The organism is Micromonospora chalcea, from assembly GCF_002926165.1.
Classification (GTDB): domain Bacteria; phylum Actinomycetota; class Actinomycetes; order Mycobacteriales; family Micromonosporaceae; genus Micromonospora; species Micromonospora chalcea.
This window is the reverse complement of record NZ_MAGP01000176.1, coordinates 86,245-102,319: the sequence shown is the minus strand read 5'-3', so window position 1 is coordinate 102,319 and position 16,075 is coordinate 86,245. Positions and strand designations below refer to the sequence as shown.

The following is a 16,075-nucleotide window of genomic DNA, read 5'->3' as shown; positions in this document are numbered from 1 at the left end:
GGCCCGGCGTGCTGTCCGGGCGCGGATCAGCGCGGCCCGTCACCGGCCAGGCGGGCGGCGCGGGCCTGCAGGTACCGCCGTTCCGGCAGGCTCGTGGTGGCCCGGGCGGCGGCCAGGTACGCGGCCCGCGCGTCCGCCCGGTCCCCGGCCAGGTCGAGCAGATGCGCGCGGACAGCGGTGAGCCGGTGGTGGCCGGCGGTCCGGCCGTCGGCGTCGAGCGGCTCCAGCAGCGCGAGCCCGGCGCGCGGTCCGTCCACCATGGCCACCGCGACCGCCTGGTTCAGCGTGACCATCGGGTTCGGCGCGAGGTGGGCCAGCACCCGGTAGAGCGAGACGATCTGCGGCCAGTCGGTGGTCCCGGCGGTGGGCGCCTCCGCGTGCACCGCCGCGATGGCCGCCTGCACCTGGTACGGGCCCGGCGACGACCAGGTCAGCGCCTCGGTCACCAGCGCCACCCCCTCCTCGATCGCAGCCCGGTCCCATCGGCTGCGGTCCTGCTCGGCCAGCGGCACCAGCTCGCCGTCCGGCCCGGTACGCGCCGCCCGGTGCGCGTCGGTGAGCAGCATCAGCGCCAGCAGCCCGGCCACCTCGCCGTCGTCCGGGAGCAGCCGGCGCAGCTCGCGGGCCAGCCGGATCGCCTCGGCGGTCAGCTCCGCCCGGTGCAGCGCCTCGCCGCTCGACGCCGCGTACCCCTCGTTGAAGACCAGGTAGAGCACGCGCAGCACCGCGCCCAGCCGCTCGTCCCGGTCGGCCGGCGAGGGCAGCGTGAAACGCGCGCCGGCCGCCTCGATCCGCTGCTTCGCGCGCCGGATCCGCTGGCTCATGGTCGCCTCCGGCACCAGGTACGCGCGGGCGATCTCAGCGGTGCTCAACCCGCCCACCGCACGCAGCGTGAGCGCCACCTGCGCGCTGACCGGCAGCGCCGGATGACAGCAGAGGAACAGCAGCCTCAGCGTGTCGTCCCCGCCGGGCGGCTCCTCGTCGGCGGGCGGCGCGACAGTCGCGTACGCGGGCTGCCGGACCGCCACCGCGACCTCGCGTGCCCGGCGGGCGTGCTCACCGCGCCACTCGTCGGTGAGCCGGCGGGTGGCGACGGTGACCAGCCACGCTCGGGGATGGTCCGGCAGGCCCTGCTCCGGCCACTGGACGGCGGCAGCCAGCAGCGCCTCCTGGACCGCGTCCTCGCAGGCGTAGAACTGGCCGTGCCGGCGCACGAGCACGCCGAGGACCTGCGGCGCGAGCGTGCGCAGCAGGTCCTCGACCGCAGGTGAGGTCACATCTCCGTCCCGGCCTGCTCCATCACCGCGCGCACCTCCAGCACGCCGAAACCGTGCCGCACGTCCGGCCAGCGCGCGGCGATCTCGGCAGCCCGCTCCGGGGTCTCGCAGTCGACGGTCAGGTAACCCGCGAACTGCTCCTTGCTCTCCACGAACGGCCCGTCGGTGATCTCGGTGCCGCCACCGGCGGCCGGACGGGCCGTACGGGCCTGCGACGGGTGCGCCAGCGCCTCACCGCCGACCAGCTCACCGGACTCGGACAGCTCCTTCATGATCTCGTCGACCTCGCCGAAGATCGCGTTGCGTTCCGCCTCGGACAGCTCCTCCACGAAGCCGGGCCGGTTCCAGATCAGCAGCATGTACTTCACCGTGCACTCCTCGGGTTCGGGCCACCGTCGGTGGCGCCTCGCAGACGGGTCGGAGCCGGTCCGCCCGAACCGACATCATCGGCCAGGAAGTCAGCGAGAACCGCGCACCGGGCGGCGTGCCGGGCGGCCCGGATCGAGCGAGGCGCGGTCGGCCGCGCTGGTGCCGGAGACCCAGCCCTGTTCGTCGCGCACCTGGAGCCGGTGCCGCGTGGTGCCGGGAAAGAGCTGGTCGACCCGCTCCCGGACGGCGTCCGAGCGGGCCGCGAGCACCGGCAGCAGGCGGTCGTCGTCGCTCTGTCCGGCCGCCGCCGCGCTGGCCTCCCGCAGCCGGTCGCCGATCCGCAGCGCGAACGCGTTGAGGAACGACTCGTCGTAGCCCTTGGTGCGCCGCCCGCCTGCCTTTCCGCGCTCGCGCCGGCCGCGCAGCATCGCGGCGGTGGCCTGCACCAGCAGCGAGGTGTGCAGCAACTCCACCGCCGCCAGGTCGGCCGGGAAGCCGAGCACGGTGGCGAAGCCCAGGTCGTCGGACCAGACCGACTCGCACCGGTTCGCCGCCGCCACCTCCTGGACCAGCAGCGCCTTCGCCGCCGCGTACGGGGCGTCGACCCCGATCCGGACGCCGCCCGGACCGCCGGAGCGCTCGGCGGCGGCGTCGAGCAGCGCCGCGTCGATGCTGTGCCGGGCCATCAACTCCTGCGCCTTGGCGGTGAACGCCTCCGCCTCGGCCGGGTAGGCGGTCGACTCGGCCTTGGCGAGCAGCGCGCGTACCCGGTCGAGCATCCGGGAGCCGCTCGGCGTCGCGGCGGCGGGTGCGGTGCCCGCCGAGCCGGGCGGCGGCCGCAGCGCCGCGATCGGCGGCAGCCCCGCCACCAGGACGAGCGCGTCGACCGCGTCGCGCAACGTGGTGATCCGGTCGCCGTCGGCGCGCCGGTCCAGCCAGCCCGCGTCGCCGTCCCAGGTCGCGCCCAGGTCGGTGAGCTGTGCGTCGAACCACTCCGGGACCGGCGCGGGCAGCGTGCGCCGCTGCGCGGCCATGGCGTCGCGCAGCAGCCGGGCACCGCGCGGGGTCAGCCGCCGGATGGCGAGCCGGTCCAGGTCGGCGGGCTGCCAGCCGCGTGGCCAGAGCCGGCCCACGTCCCGCGTGAGCCGGGCGAGCAGCGCCGCGTCCACCGCCGCGCCGTCGGCCACCACCAGCCCGTCGAGGGCCCGCTCGGCGGCGCGTACGTCGGTGCCGCGCGCCGTCGCGACGGCGTCGTCGAGCAGTCGGTCGGCTGGTGACACGGGTGGCTCTCCCTGAACTCCGGCAGGCGGCCTCTCGCTCACCCCGGCACCGACGGTACCCGGCCGGTCCGTTCAACCGTCCGGGGCTGCCGTCCGTACTCCTGCCCGAGCGCGTGGGGGCGACGGACGGAGATCGACGTGGGCGGGTACGACCGAGGGCTGCACCGGCGACGGCGGAGGCCGCGATCACTGCGCATCCTGGCGGTGGTACTGGTCGGGGCCGCGCTCGCCGCCGGCGGGTACGCCGCCCGGCACCCGGACCTGCTGGACCGCGTGGACGTGCGGCGGACCGTGCAGGCGGCGGCACCGACCCCGCCGGACGCGCGTCCCGCGCCGACGACGGTGCCGACGCCGGTTCCGGCGGCCGGGCGGGTGGTACCCGGCATCGTCTACCCGACCCGGGGCGGCGGCACCTTCCGCACCGCCGACACGGTCGGCGCGGTGGCCGGGCGCTCCGGCGAACTGCTGCGCTACCGGGTCGCCGTCGAGGACGGCATCCGCAACGTGGACGTGGAACGCTTCGCCAGTGAGGTGGCGGCGACGCTCGCCGACCGGCGGGGCTGGACCGGCGACGGCCGGTGGCGGCTGCAACGGGTGGGCCGCGACGACCGGGCCGACTTCACCGTGCTGCTCACCACGCCGGTGACCCGGGGACGGCTCTGCGGCGACCCGAGCGACACCTACACGTCCTGCCGCAACGGCGACCGGGTGGTGATCAACGTGGCCCGCTGGGTGTACGGGGTGCCGCACGTGGCCGACCTCTCCCGCTACCGGGAGTACCTGCTCAACCACGAGGTCGGCCACCGGCTGGGCCGGGGACACGAGCTGTGCCCCCGGGCCGGCGGTCCGGCGCCGGTGATGGTGCAGCAGACGCTCGGGCTGCACGGGTGCACGCCGAACCCGTGGCCGATCGTGGGCGCCGAACCGCTCACCGGACCGCCCGGCCAGTACGACGACCCCGTCCCGGCCGGCGCCCGCTGAACCGGCGGCGGGCCGTCAGCGGGAGAACGCGGCCCAGATGTTCTTGGTGGCGTCGGTGGCGTACCAGCCGACGTCGAGCGAGACCGACTGGGCCAGGAACAGTCCGCGCCCGCCCGAGTCGGTCGGGCTGATGTCGGTCAGCTCCGGCACCGAGCTGACGTCGTGGTCGGCGACGTCCAGCAGGAACCGGTCGTCGGTGGCGAGCAGCGTGACGATGGTCGGCGGCCGTCCGTGCCGCAGCGCGTTGCTGGCCAGCTCGGTGGCGACCAGCACGACCAGGTGCGGGACCTCGTCCAGGTCCTCGCCCTGCACCAGCCCGTGCCGGTTCAGCGCGTCCCGCAGCGAGGCGCGCAGACCGCGCAGATCCTCGGGACTGTCCAGCACCCATTGCTCCAGCTCAGTGGCCTCCGGCGGCGGAGGCGAGGTGCGCAACTGTCCCATGATCTGTCTTTACCCTGCGTAGCCGTTCGTTAAGCAGCTCACCGGCGCAGCAGCGCGAACACTCCCCACCCCAGGTACTCGCGCTGGAAACGGACGTATCGCAGCGGGTCCTCGGTCAGCTCCCGGCGCAGCTCCGGGGCCAGCTCGTCGTCCGGATTGGCGTCCAGCCAGCGACGCAGGTTCAGCCAGTGCGCCGCGGCGTACCGGTCCCAGCTGTCCTGGTCGGCGAGGACCATCTCGACCAGGTCCCAGCCGCACTCGCCGAAGACCCGGACCAGACCGGGCAGATCCTGAAACTCGTCCCGGGACCGGGCGTGCGACCCGGTGACGGCCTCCTCGTCCGGCGGGTCACGCCGCCAGTAGGGCTCCCCGACGAGCGCCATGCCGCCCGGCCGCAGCGCCCGGCCGAGCAGCTCCAGCGTGCCCGGCACCCCGTCGCCGATCCAGGTGGCGCCGACGCAGGCGGCCACGTCGACCGGCCGCTCCGGCGAGTACGCAGCCGCGTCGCCGTGCACGAAACGTACCCGGTCGGTGACGCCGAGTCCGGCGGCGCGTTCCCGGGCGGCGGCGGTGAAGGCGCTGCTGATGTCGACGCCGGTGCCGGTGATCCCGTGGTCGCGGGCCCAGGTGCAGAGCAGCTCGCCCTTGCCGCTGCACAGATCGAGCAGCTCGTCACCGGGACGCAGCCGGATCGCGCGGCCCAGCGTGGCCAGCTTGACGTCGTCGAACGGGTTGAGGATCCGCAGGTCGCCCTCGCGGATGGTGAACTGGCGCGGCAGGTCCGGTGCTGTCATCCGGGGAGCGTCCCGCCGTACGGCCGGCGGTGGCAACCAATTTGCGTCTGTGCTGCTCCGGGTCTCCTGCGGTACGGTCACGGCATGGTGGTCGAGGAACACTGGTGGAACGGCGTCAGCAACCCTCGCGGACGGCGCGACGTCTACATCCGCACCGACGGAAGCCAGTGGCAGGTCCAGGCGCAGATCGGTGGGGCCAGCGGCCGGTCCCGCATCCAGCAGTGCCCGAGCCGCGGCTCGGCGAGCATCCTCGCCGGGGCGTGGCGGGCGAGCGGCTCCGGCTGGCGGGCGATGCCCCGCTGACCGCGCGCTCAGTCACGAGGCCCGTGCACCGCGCGATCGACGGGTGGCCCGGCGGCGTGAAACCGTCGTGAAACCGCGCTGATCCCGCCGGCCGCGACGGTTGCGGGCATGACGACGACGAATTTTCCCGGCGCGATGGTCGAGGTGTCCGGGCTGCGCAAGGCGTACCGGAGACAGGTCGTGCTCGACGGTGTCGACCTGCGCGTACCCGAGGCCACCGTGTTCGCCCTGCTCGGCCCGAACGGCGCCGGCAAGACCACCACCGTGCAGATCCTCTCCACACTGATCCGCGCCGACGCCGGCACCGTCCGGGTCGCCGGCCACGACGTGACCGCCGAACCGGATCGGGTACGCGCCGCGATCGGCGTGACCGGCCAGTTCTCCGCCGTCGACGCGCTGCTCACCGGCGCGGAGAACCTGCGGCTGATGACCGACCTGCGGCACCTCGGCCGGGTCGAGGGACGGCGGGTGGTGGACGACCTGCTGGCCCGCTTCGACCTGACCGAGGCGGCGGGCAAGCCGGTGGCGGCGTACTCGGGCGGGATGAAGCGCCGGCTGGACCTGGCGATGACGCTCGTCGGCCGCCCCCGGCTGATCTTCCTGGACGAGCCGACGGCCGGCCTGGACCCGCGTAGCCGCCGGGCCATGTGGCAGATCGTCCGGGAACTGGTGGCCGAGGGCGCCACCGTCTTCCTCACCACCCAGTACCTGGAGGAGGCCGACCACCTGGCCGACCGGGTCGCGCTGCTCGACGGCGGTCGCCTGGTCGCCGAGGGCAGCCCGGCCGAGCTGAAGCGGCTGGTGCCCGGCGGCCACGTACGCCTGCACTTCACCGACGCGGCGCACCTGGCCGCGGCGGCCGGGCTGTTCCCGGCGGCCGCCCGGCACGACGACGACCTCACCCTGCGGGTGCCGGGCGACGGGAGCGTCAGCGGGGTACGGGCGCTGCTCGACCGGCTCGACGCCGCCGGTGTCGCTGTCGATTCGCTGAGCCTGCACACCCCCGATCTGGACGACGTCTTCCTGGCCCTCACCGGTCACCCCACCGAGGAGAAGGTGACCGCATGAGCACGCTCGCCCACACTGTTGGGGACTCGGCGACCATGCTGCGCCGCAACCTCAAGCACGCGGTGCGCTACCCATCCTTGACCGTCATGGTGATCGCCCTTCCGGTGATCTTTCTGCTGCTGTTCGTCTACGTCTTCGGCGGCACGCTCGGCAACGGACTCGGTGGTGTGGCCGGGGGCCGGTCCGCGTACGCCGACTACGTGACCCCCGGCATCCTGCTGCTCGCCATGGCCGGTGCGGCACAGGGCACCGCGATCGCCGTGGCCATGGACATGACCGAGGGCATCGTGGCCCGGTTCCGCACCATGTCCATCGCCCGCGCGGCGGTCCTCACCGGCCACGTCGTCGGCGCGGTGGCGCAGACGCTGCTCGGGCTGGCGGTGGTGGTCGGTGTGGCGCTGCTGGTCGGCTTCCGGCCGGACGCCGGTCCGGCGCAGTGGCTCGCCGCAGTCGGGCTGCTCACCCTCACCGCGTTCGCGATCACCTGGCTGTCGGTGGCGCTGGGCATGGTGCCCAAGAGCGTGGAAAGCGCCAGCAACCTGCCCATGCCGTTGCTGCTGCTGCCGTTCCTGGGCAGTGGGTTCGTACCGACCGACTCGATGCCCGCGTGGCTCGGCTGGTTCGCCGAGCACCAGCCGTTCACCCCGATCATGGAGACGTTGCGCGGCCTGCTCCTGGCCGGCCAGGTCGACGGCGGCGACGCGGTCGCGGCGGTGGCCTGGTGCGCCGGGATCAGCCTGCTCGGCTACCTGTGGGCGCGCCGGCTGTACGACCGGGATCCGTCCCGCTGAGTTCCGCCACGGCGGCGAGCCGCAGCTCGTCGTGGTCGAGGGCGGCGTACGACGTGCGGGCCGCGTCGTACGCCGCCGCGTCCGCGTCGCGCGCCGCCCGGCGGGCCGCCGCCGAGGACATGGTGGGCTGGAGGTTGCGCAGGTAGCCGAAGCGTTCGGCGAGCGCGACCAGCCGGCCGCCGGCCGCCCGGTCGCCGCCCGACCGGCCCAGTTCCACCAGGCCGAGGGCCAGCAGCAGTGACCCGTGAATCGGCAGCTGCACGAGAAAGCCGGGCGGTTCGGCGATCGGGTCGGCCAGCAGCGCCACGCTCCGGCGGCGCAGCGAGTCGGCGAGCCCCGGCACCAGGTCCAGCCGGCCGTGCCGGGCGTGTGCGGCCAGGGCCGCCGCCCGGATCTCCAGGTGCCACGGCGCGTCGCCGGGCGGGCCGGACCAGATGAGCGGGTTCGACGGCCGCCGCAACCCGTCCAGCGCCTCCCGCCAACCGGCCAGCCCGGCCTCGACATCGCCCCGGGCCAGCGCGAACTCGGCCCTGATGCCGCGCTCGTACGCCCGCATGCCGTACTGGTCGTCCGGCACCGGCGGTGCGTCGTACCGGCTGTCGCAGGCGTCGGTGGTGGCCAGCCGCAGCCAGCGTTCCGCCTCGTCGACCTCGCCCAGCGCCAGGTTGACCAGCACCAGGCTCCAGCGGATCTGGAGGCGGTCCCACCACGGGCCGGAGTCGGCCAGCAGGTCCAGCGCGGCGGTGAGGTGATCCCGGGCCTCCGCCGAGCGTTCGGCCTGCATGCAGAGTTCACCGACCCGGGAGTGGGCGAGCACCAGCAGCCACCGCAGCGGCCGGTGCGCCAGCGTGTCGAGCATCCGCCGAGCGGCGTCGAGCGCGTCGTCAGGCCGCCCGGCCTGCTCCAGCAGATAGCTGGCCAGGGCGTTCGCCATCGCGGCGACAAGCGGTTCGCGGTGCGCACGCAGCGCGGTGAGCACGGCCGGGTCGGCGTCGATCTCGGGGAGCGCGCCCAGCACCACCGCCATCGCATCGGCGACCGTGTCCGGTGGGGGCGGCGGAAGGCGGCGCAGCACGACCAGCGAGCGGGTCGAGCGGCGCCCGGCGATCATCAGGGTGTGCGCCACGGCGAGCACGGCAACGGTGCGGACCGGTGCCACGAACTCCGGCGGCGGACGGTAGTGGGACAGCAGGAAGTCGGTGTCGGCTACCAGCGCGAGCATCCGGGTGTAGCTGGTGTCGAGCGTCCACACGGCGGCCAGCGCGGCGGCGACACCCGCTACTGTCGGTGCGTCGGACCGGGCCACTGCCAGGCGCAGCGCGGCGACCAGGTTGTCCTGCTCGGCGCGGACCGTCACGACGGCGGTGAACGGTTCGGCGCCGAGCAGCGCCTCGTGGTGCCCGAGGCCGAACTCGCGGGCCCAGGCGAGGTACGCCGCCAGCACCCGCTCGTCCTCGCCGGCCTCGGCGCGGCGGGCGGCGCCGAACTCCCGCACCGTCTCCAGCATCCGGAACCGGATCGCGTCCGCCGTCTCCTCCACCCGCAGCAGTGACTGGTCGACCAGGTGTTCCAGCACCGGCAGCGCGTCCCCGCCGAGTACCCGGTCCGCCGCAGCGGCGCTGAACCCGGCCGGGAACACCGACAGCGCCCGCAACGCCGCCCGGCCCTCCGGCCGCAGCAGGTTCCAGCTCCAGTCGACCACCGCGTGCAGCGTGTGGTGGCGCGCCGGCGCGTCCCGTGGGCCGCCGCGCAGCAGCCCGAACCGGTCGTCGAGCCGGCGGGCCAGCTCCGGCACGCTCATCGCCCGCACCCGGGCGGCGGCCAGCTCGATCGCCAGCGGCATCCCGTCCAGGTGCCGGCACACCTCGGCCACCTGGTCGGCGGGCAGCACCACGCCCGGCCGGGCGGCGCGGGCCCGCTGCGTGAACAGCTGCACCGCCGTGTCCAGCGGCAGTTCGGGCAGCGCGTGCACCGCCTCCGAGGTCAACCCCAGCGGGGTGCGGCTGGTCGTCAGCACCCGCAGCTCCCGGGTCGCCGCCAGCAGCGCCGCCACCAGCTCGGCGACGCCCCGGACCACCTGCTCGCAGTTGTCCAGCACCAGCAGCACCGACCCCGGTCCGAGCGCCGCCACGATCGCGGCGACCGGGTCGGCGGGCACCGGCAGTGCGCCGACCGGCCCGGCGACCGGCTCGCCGACCCCCAGCGCCGCCGCGAGGGCCTCGGGCACGTCGCCGTCGGTGGTGACCGCGCCGAGCGCCACCAGGCGTACGCTGCGCTGCGGCGCGCGCCGGGCCACCGCGTACGCGAGCCGGGTCTTGCCCAGCCCGCCCGGTCCGACGACGGAGACCACACGGGAGCCGGCGAGCAGGGACTCCACCGAGGCCAGGTCGCCGTCGCGGCCCAGCAGTGGGTTCGGCTCGTACGGGATGCCGGGCCGGGCCACCCGGCTCTCGCCGTCGAGCAGTTCCCGGTGCAGCTCGCGCAGCGCGGCTCCCGGCTCGGCGCCCAGCTCGTCGCGGAGCGAGCGGCGGTAGTCCTCGTACCGCGTCAGCGCCGCCGACCGGCTCGTCACCGCTGCCTCGCACCGGAGCAGTTCGGCCAGCACCTCCTCGTCCTGCGGACCTCCGGCGGCCAGCGCGTCGAGACCGGCCAGTGCCTCCGCGGGCCGTCCGAGCCGGGACAACGCGAGCGCCCGCGCCCGGGACAGTTCCCGGTACGTGGCGGCCCGGTCCGCGCGCAACGCGGTGAGCGGATCGTGCTCGCCCGGGTCATCGCCGGGCGGACCGGCCCAGTACGCGAGTCCCGCCTCCGCCTCGGCGAGTGCGGGGGCGTGCGCACCCGCGCGGGCGTGCCGGGCCGCCGCCGCCGCGTGCCGCAGCACCGCCGCCGCGTCCACCTGCGCGTCGGTGAGCGCCAGCCGGTAACCGGTGGCGGTCCGGACGATCAGGTCGGCGCCCAGCTCGGCGCGGGCCCGGGAGACCAGGATCTGCAACGCCTTCACCGGATGCCGGGGCGGATCGTCCGGCCAGAGCGCGTCGACGAGCGCGCCGGTGCCGCAGCCGGACCCGAGCCGGCCGGCCAGCAGGGCCAGCAGCGCGCGCAGCCGGGCGCCGCCCACCGGCACACCTCGGCAGACCACGTCCGACAGCATGGTCAGTTCGGTGGTCACCGGGCCAGCGTAGGCGGCGGACCGGCCCGTCACGGTCCCCGCGCCGGGCGGTCCGTGAAGGCGGCGTGAAAAGTCCCGGCCCGCCCGTACCGGATCCGTCAAAGCCGTCGACCGTGCCCACCCGGCCCGGCTGGTATGGCCCGCGAGGGACGTACCGACGCGGGAGGCGGACATGGGACGAGAACGGGCGGACGGGTGCACCGGATTCCGGGTGGCCGCCGGCGCCGTCGTGGTGGTCGGCGCGGCGCTGGTGGCGGCCGGGGTGTTCACACCCGACGAGCGGCCCGGGCGGGTCCTGGTGATGGCGGGCGTCGTCGGGGCGTACGCCGCTGTGGTGGCCGATCTGCGCGCGGTCGCGGCGGTGGCCGCGCTGGGTGCGGCGGTCTTCGTCGGGTTCCTCGCCCACCGCTACGGCGAGCTGACCGGCCCGGGTGACGCCTGGTCCCAGGCCGTGCCGATCGGGTTCGCCGCGGTGCTCGGCACCGGCTACCGGCACCTCCGGTCGATCGGGGCCGAGGCCCGTCCGGTGACCCGGATCACCGCCCACGGAGGCGGCGTGAAAAGCGCGTCAAGAAACCGCCGTCGCACGTGATGGTCGCGTCAAGACCCCTGTCGGTCCGGCGGATACGGCGTTGTGATTGCCCGGCGCGGCCGGGAGGCGGTCGCGAGGACATCTTCCGCTAGGAGAGATCAGCCGTGTCTGACGTGCTGTTCGTGTTGCTGACGGTGGGGCTGTTCGCGGCTCTCGCCCTCGTGGTGAGGGGCGTGGAGAAGCTGTGAGCGCCGTCAACGCCGTCGGCCTGGTGCTGGCGATCGGGTTGGGCGTGTTCCTGGTCGTCGCCCTGCTGTTCCCGGAGCGCTTCTGATGAGCATGACCACAGCCGGCGTGCTCTTCGTCCTGTCGCTGGTGGTGGCGCTGGTCGCCGTGCACCGGCCGTTCGGCGACCACATGTACCGCGTGGTGGCCGGAACCCGGTCGTCCCGCGTCGAGCGGGGGATCTACCGCCTGGTCGGGGTCGACCCGGCCGCCGAGCAGACCTGGGGCGTGTACGCCCGCTCGGTGCTGGCCTTCTCGGCCGTCTCCCTGCTGTTCCTGTACGCGTTCCAGCGGCTGCAGAACCACCTGTGGCTCTCGCTGGGCTTCGACCCGGTGGTGCCGCACGGCGCCTGGAACACCGCTGTGTCGTTCGTGACCAACACGAACTGGCAGTGGTACTCGGGTGAGTCGACGATGGGCCACCTGGTCCAGATGGCCGGGCTGGCGGTGCAGAACTTCGTCTCGGCCGCCGTCGGCATCGCCGTGGCGGTGGCGCTGGTCCGGGGCTTCGCCCGTAGCCGCACCGGCGAGCTGGGCAACTTCTGGGTCGACCTGACCCGGGTCACGCTGCGGATCCTGCTGCCGATCGCGGTGCTCGGCGCGCTCGCGCTGATGCTCGGCGGCGTGGTGCAGAACCTCTCCGGCGGCACCGACGTGACCACGCTGACCGGCGGCGCCCAGACGATCACCGGCGGACCGGTGGCGAGCCAGGAGGTCATCAAGGAGCTGGGCACCAACGGCGGCGGCTTCTACAACGTCAACAGCGCCCACCCGTTCGAGAACCCGACCGCGTGGACGAACTGGCTGGAGATCTTCCTGATCCTGGTGATCCCGTTCAGCCTGCCCCGGGTCTTCGGCCGGATGGTGGGGCAGAAGCGGCAGGGCTACGCGATCGTCGCCGTCATGGCGATCCTGGCGCTCGCCAGCATCACCCTCACCAACGTCTTCGAGCTGACCGGCGACGGCACGGTGCCGCAGGCGGTCGGTGCGGCGCTGGAGGGCAAGGAGGTGCGCTTCGACGTGTCGAACTCGGCCACGTTCGCGGCGGCCACCACGCTCACGTCGACCGGCGCCGTCAACTCGTTCCACGACTCGTACACCGCCCTGGGCGGCATGATGACGCTGGGCAACATGATGCTCGGCGAGGTCGCCCCCGGCGGCGTCGGCGCCGGCCTGTACGGGCTGCTGATCCTCGCGGTGATCACGGTTTTCGTGGCCGGCCTGATGGTCGGGCGCACCCCGGAGTACGTGGGCAAGAAGATCGGCTCGCGCGAGATCAAGTTCGCCTCGATGTACTTCCTGATCACCCCGGCGCTGGTGCTCACCGGCACCGCCGCAGCGTTCGCCACCGGCAACGCCTCGACAGCGCTGAACGTCGGGCCGCACGGGCTGTCCGAAGTGCTCTACGCGTTCACGTCGGCCAGCAACAACAACGGCTCCGCGTTCGCCGGCATCACCGTGAACACGCCGTGGTGGAACACCGCGCTCGGGCTCTGCATGCTGCTCGGCCGGTTCCTGCCGATCATCTTCGTGCTCGCGCTGGCCGGCTCACTGGCCCGCCAGCAACCCACACCCGCCTCCGAGGGCACCCTGCCGACCCACCGGCCGCTGTTCGTCGGCATGGTCGTCGGCGTCACGGTGGTCCTCGTCGCGCTCACCTTCCTTCCCGCGCTCGCGCTCGGCCCGCTGGCCGAAGGGCTGTGACCACCATGAGAGACAAGGACATGACAGCACCTGTGCAGACCGCCGAAGCGCCGGTGGCCGGTACGCCGGGGCGCCGCGACGACCGGGTCGGCGGCGGGCTGCTCGACCCTCGCCAGCTGATCGCGTCGCTGCCGGACGCGCTGCGCAAGCTCGACCCACGCACGCTTTGGCGCAACCCGGTGATGCTGATCGTGGAGATCGGCGCGCTGTTCACCACTGTGCTCGCGGTGACCGACCCGTCGGTGTTCGCCGTGGCGATCACGGTCTGGCTCTGGCTCACGGTGATCTTCGCGAACCTGGCCGAGGCGGTCGCCGAGGGGCGTGGCAAGGCGCAGGCCGACACGCTGCGCCGGGCCAAGCAGGACACCGTCGCCACCCGCCTGGTCGGCTGGACACCGGGCGCCGCCGCGAACGCGTACCGGGACGAGGCGGTGCCCGCGCCGCAACTGCGCCAGGGTGACGTCGTCCTGGTCGAGGCCGGGCAGGTCATTCCCGGTGACGGCGACGTGGTGGAGGGCATCGCCAGCGTCGACGAGTCGGCGATCACCGGCGAGTCCGCCCCGGTGATCCGGGAGTCCGGCGGCGACCGCAGCGCGGTCACCGGCGGCACCCGGGTGCTCTCCGACCGGATCGTCGTGCGGATCACCCAGAAGCCGGGCGAGAGCTTCATCGACCGGATGATCGCGCTGGTCGAGGGCGCCAACCGGCAGAAGACGCCGAACGAGATCGCGCTGAACATCCTGCTGGCCGCGCTGACGATCGTCTTCCTGCTCGCCGTCGTCACGCTCCAGCCCATGGCGATCTTCGCGAAGGGCTACCAGGCCGCCGCGCCGGACACCGCGGCGATCACCGACTCCGGCGTCACCGGCGTCGTACTCGTGTCGCTGCTGGTCTGTCTCATTCCGACCACCATCGGCGCGCTGCTGTCCGCTATCGGCATCGCCGGCATGGACCGGCTCGTGCAGCGCAACGTGCTGGCGATGAGCGGCCGGGCGGTCGAGGCGGCGGGCGACGTCAACACGCTGCTGCTGGACAAGACCGGCACGATCACGCTCGGCAACCGGCAGGCCGCCGAGTTCCTGCCGGTGACCGGGGTCGACGCGGCCACGCTCGCCGACGCGGCGCAGCTGTCCAGCCTGGCCGACGAGACCCCCGAGGGCCGCTCGGTGGTGGTGCTCGCGAAGAACGAGTACGGGCTGCGCGAGCGCGAGCCCGGCCTCATCCCGCACGCCACGTTCGTGCCGTTCACCGCGCAGACCCGGATGAGCGGCGTCGACCTCGACGCCGGCGGCGGCGTCCGGCACGTCCGCAAGGGCGCCGCCGCCGCGGTGATGAAGTGGGTACGCGACAACGGCGGCCACCCGACCGAACAGGTCGGTGAACTGGTCGACGCGATCAGCGGCACCGGCGGTACGCCGCTGGTGGTGGCCGAGCACGTGACGGGCGAACCGGCCCGGGCGCTCGGCGTCATCCACCTCAAGGACGTGGTGAAGGCCGGCATGCGGGAGCGCTTCGACGAGATGCGCCGGATGGGCATCCGCACCGTGATGATCACCGGCGACAACCCGCGTACCGCGAAGGCGATCGCCGACGAGGCGGGCGTGGACGACTTCCTCGCCGAGGCCACGCCGGAGGACAAGCTCGCCCTGATCAAGAAGGAGCAGGAGGGCGGCCGGCTCGTCGCCATGACCGGCGACGGCACGAACGACGCGCCCGCGCTGGCCCAGGCGGACGTCGGCGTCGCCATGAACACCGGCACGTCGGCCGCGAAGGAGGCCGGCAACATGGTCGACCTCGACTCCGACCCGACCAAGCTGATCGAGATCGTGGAGATCGGCAAGCAGTTGCTGATCACCCGGGGCGCGCTGACGACGTTCAGCATCGCCAACGACATCGCGAAGTACTTCGCGATCATCCCGGCCATGTTCGCCGGCATCTACCCGTCGCTGGACCGGCTGAACATCATGCGCCTGGCCGGCCCCGAGTCGGCGATCCTCTCCGCCGTCATCTTCAACGCGATAGTCATCGTGGCGCTGATCCCGCTGGCCCTGCGCGGTGTGCGGTACCGCCCGGCCAGCGCGTCCGCGCTGCTGCGCCGCAACCTGTGGCTCTACGGCCTCGGCGGCATCGTGGTGCCGTTCGTCGGCATCAAGCTCATCGACCTGCTCGTCCAGTTCGTCCCGAGGATCTCGTGATGCGCCTTCCCAGTTGGCTCTCCCAGCACCTGGCCGCCCTGCGCGCGGTGCTCGTCTTCACCGTGCTGCTCGGCCTGCTCTACCCGCTCGCCCTGGTCGCCGCCGGCCGGCTCCCAGGCCTCGACGGCAGGGCCGACGGGTCACTGCTCACCGTCGACGGCCGTACCGTCGGCAGCTCGCTGATCGGCCAGTCGTTCACCGACGCGGACGGCAACCCGGTCCCGCGCTACTTCCAGTCCCGCCCGTCGGCCGCCGGGGACGGCTACGACCCGACCGCCACCGCGGCCGGCAACCTCGGCCCGGAGAGCGTGGTGGACACGCTCTCCGCCGACCCCGCCGACTCCACGTCGAGCCTGCTCACCCAGGTCTGCGCCCGCAGCAAGGCGGTCGGCGAACTGGACGGCGTGGACGGGCGGCGCCCGTACTGCACGCCGGACGGGGTGGGCGCGGTGCTCGCCGTGTTCCGCGCCGACGGGCTCACCGGCCGGATCACCCGCGTGGTGAGCGTCAACCAGGCTGCGCCCGCGACGCCGTTCGTCACCACCTGGCAGGGCGTACCGGTGGAGGCGGCGCGGCCCGGCGACGACTACGTGGCCGAGGGCGGCATCGTCACCCCGGTCCGCGGGGACGCCCCGGCCCGGCCCGCCGTACCGGCCGACGCGGTCACCGCCAGCGGCAGCGGCCTCGACCCGCACATCTCCCCGGCGTACGCCCGGATCCAGGTGGCCCGGGTGGCGCGGGAGCGCGGTGCGGACCCGGCGGCGGTACGGCGGCTGGTCGCCGAGCACACCACCGGCCGGGCGCTGGGCTTCATGGGCGAGCCGGGGGTGAACGTGCTGGAACTCAACCTCGCGCTGGACGAGGCGTTCCCGGCGCGCTGACGGAA

Annotated in this window: 15 protein-coding genes; 9 read left to right on the top strand and 6 right to left on the bottom strand. The window is 74.0% G+C overall.

Annotated elements, in window-relative coordinates:
* Window positions 1–26 precede the first annotated feature (26 nt).
* The 3 genes from BAW75_RS30860 to BAW75_RS30850 form a co-directional block, all read right to left on the bottom strand.
* On the bottom strand, window positions 27–1,277 hold the full coding sequence (locus BAW75_RS30860; RefSeq protein ID WP_104115869.1) for an RNA polymerase sigma factor: 1,251 nt from the start codon (window positions 1,275–1,277) through the stop codon (window positions 27–29).
* Complete coding sequence (locus BAW75_RS30855) at window positions 1,274–1,636, bottom strand: YciI family protein (RefSeq protein WP_205796229.1); 363 nt, start codon at window positions 1,634–1,636, stop codon at window positions 1,274–1,276. Before BAW75_RS30855 ends, BAW75_RS30860 begins: the two co-directional genes overlap by 4 nt.
* A 99-nt stretch (window positions 1,637–1,735) precedes the next feature.
* Window positions 1,736–2,926 carry a DUF2786 domain-containing protein gene (locus BAW75_RS30850; RefSeq protein WP_104115868.1) on the bottom strand — a complete coding sequence of 397 codons (1,191 nt, stop codon included), beginning with the start codon at window positions 2,924–2,926 and terminating at the stop codon, window positions 1,736–1,738.
* A gap of 138 nt (window positions 2,927–3,064) precedes the next feature.
* Here BAW75_RS30850 and BAW75_RS30845 point away from each other — a divergent pair, with 138 nt between their 5' ends.
* Window positions 3,065–3,907, top strand: a complete 843-nt coding sequence (locus BAW75_RS30845; protein WP_104115867.1) for a DUF3152 domain-containing protein — start codon at window positions 3,065–3,067, stop codon at window positions 3,905–3,907.
* Window positions 3,908–3,922: 15 nt separating this feature from the next.
* Here the strand turns inward: BAW75_RS30845 and BAW75_RS30840 are convergent, their stop codons facing one another.
* Together BAW75_RS30840 and BAW75_RS30835 are read right to left on the bottom strand one after the other, a co-directional pair.
* Window positions 3,923–4,348, bottom strand: a complete 426-nt coding sequence (locus BAW75_RS30840) for an ATP-binding protein (RefSeq protein WP_043327055.1) — start codon at window positions 4,346–4,348, stop codon at window positions 3,923–3,925.
* Window positions 4,349–4,386: 38 nt separating this feature from the next.
* Window positions 4,387–5,142: an SAM-dependent methyltransferase gene (locus tag BAW75_RS30835; protein ID WP_104115866.1), complete on the bottom strand. Its 756-nt coding sequence runs from the start codon at window positions 5,140–5,142 to the stop codon at window positions 4,387–4,389.
* Between the two features lie 84 nt (window positions 5,143–5,226).
* Between BAW75_RS30835 and BAW75_RS30830 the strand changes: the two genes are divergently transcribed.
* From BAW75_RS30830 to BAW75_RS30820, 3 genes are all read left to right on the top strand, one after another.
* A complete protein-coding gene (locus tag BAW75_RS30830; RefSeq protein WP_030503492.1) occupies window positions 5,227–5,445 on the top strand; it encodes a hypothetical protein in 219 nt (72 codons plus the stop codon).
* Window positions 5,446–5,553: 108 nt separating this feature from the next.
* Complete coding sequence (locus tag BAW75_RS30825) at window positions 5,554–6,513, top strand: ATP-binding cassette domain-containing protein (protein WP_104115865.1); 960 nt, start codon at window positions 5,554–5,556, stop codon at window positions 6,511–6,513.
* The gene (locus BAW75_RS30820) at window positions 6,510–7,304 is read left to right on the top strand and encodes an ABC transporter permease (protein ID WP_104115864.1); all 795 of its coding nucleotides are present in this window, start codon (window positions 6,510–6,512) and stop codon (window positions 7,302–7,304) included. Before BAW75_RS30825 ends, BAW75_RS30820 begins: the two co-directional genes overlap by 4 nt.
* Here BAW75_RS30820 and BAW75_RS30815 read toward each other — a convergent pair.
* Complete coding sequence (locus BAW75_RS30815) at window positions 7,246–10,473, bottom strand: ATP-binding protein (protein ID WP_104115863.1); 3,228 nt, start codon at window positions 10,471–10,473, stop codon at window positions 7,246–7,248. The genes BAW75_RS30820 and BAW75_RS30815 overlap by 59 nt on opposite strands.
* Before the next feature lie 172 nt (window positions 10,474–10,645).
* Here BAW75_RS30815 and BAW75_RS33155 point away from each other — a divergent pair, with 172 nt between their 5' ends.
* The 5 genes from BAW75_RS33155 (at window position 10,646) to BAW75_RS30790 (ending at window position 16,070) form a co-directional block, all read left to right on the top strand.
* Window positions 10,646–11,065 carry a hypothetical protein gene (locus BAW75_RS33155; protein ID WP_244206327.1) on the top strand — a complete coding sequence of 140 codons (420 nt, stop codon included), beginning with the start codon at window positions 10,646–10,648 and terminating at the stop codon, window positions 11,063–11,065.
* A gap of 184 nt (window positions 11,066–11,249) precedes the next feature.
* Window positions 11,250–11,339: a K(+)-transporting ATPase subunit F gene (kdpF, locus tag BAW75_RS30805; protein ID WP_036343797.1), complete on the top strand. Its 90-nt coding sequence runs from the start codon at window positions 11,250–11,252 to the stop codon at window positions 11,337–11,339.
* Entirely contained in the window at window positions 11,339–12,994 is a 1,656-nt protein-coding gene (gene kdpA, locus BAW75_RS30800) for a potassium-transporting ATPase subunit KdpA (protein ID WP_104115862.1), read from the top strand. Before kdpF ends, kdpA begins: the two co-directional genes overlap by 1 nt.
* A 20-nt stretch (window positions 12,995–13,014) precedes the next feature.
* Window positions 13,015–15,189, top strand: coding sequence for a potassium-transporting ATPase subunit KdpB (gene kdpB / locus BAW75_RS30795; RefSeq protein WP_104115861.1), 2,175 nt, complete (start codon window positions 13,015–13,017; stop codon window positions 15,187–15,189).
* The gene (locus tag BAW75_RS30790; RefSeq protein WP_104115860.1) at window positions 15,189–16,070 is read left to right on the top strand and encodes a potassium-transporting ATPase subunit C; all 882 of its coding nucleotides are present in this window, start codon (window positions 15,189–15,191) and stop codon (window positions 16,068–16,070) included. Before kdpB ends, BAW75_RS30790 begins: the two co-directional genes overlap by 1 nt.
* Window positions 16,071–16,075 lie beyond the last annotated feature (5 nt).

Bases quoted from the DNA above. Each gene is read 5' to 3' on its own strand.
- BAW75_RS33155 (WP_244206327.1), top strand. From the start codon at position 10,646: ATGGGACGAGAACGGGCGGACGGGTGCACCGGATTCCGGGTGGCCGCC.
- BAW75_RS30855 (WP_205796229.1), bottom strand. From the start codon at position 1,636: ATGCTGCTGATCTGGAACCGGCCCGGCTTCGTGGAGGAGCTGTCCGAG.
- BAW75_RS30830 (WP_030503492.1), top strand. From the start codon at position 5,227: ATGGTGGTCGAGGAACACTGGTGGAACGGCGTCAGCAACCCTCGCGGA.
- BAW75_RS30825 (WP_104115865.1), top strand. From the start codon at position 5,554: ATGACGACGACGAATTTTCCCGGCGCGATGGTCGAGGTGTCCGGGCTG.
- BAW75_RS30835 (WP_104115866.1), bottom strand. From the start codon at position 5,142: ATGACAGCACCGGACCTGCCGCGCCAGTTCACCATCCGCGAGGGCGAC.
- BAW75_RS30820 (WP_104115864.1), top strand. From the start codon at position 6,510: ATGAGCACGCTCGCCCACACTGTTGGGGACTCGGCGACCATGCTGCGC.
- BAW75_RS30840 (WP_043327055.1), bottom strand. From the start codon at position 4,348: ATGGGACAGTTGCGCACCTCGCCTCCGCCGCCGGAGGCCACTGAGCTG.
- kdpB (WP_104115861.1), top strand. From the start codon at position 13,015: ATGACAGCACCTGTGCAGACCGCCGAAGCGCCGGTGGCCGGTACGCCG.
- BAW75_RS30790 (WP_104115860.1), top strand. From the start codon at position 15,189: ATGCGCCTTCCCAGTTGGCTCTCCCAGCACCTGGCCGCCCTGCGCGCG.
- kdpA (WP_104115862.1), top strand. From the start codon at position 11,339: ATGAGCATGACCACAGCCGGCGTGCTCTTCGTCCTGTCGCTGGTGGTG.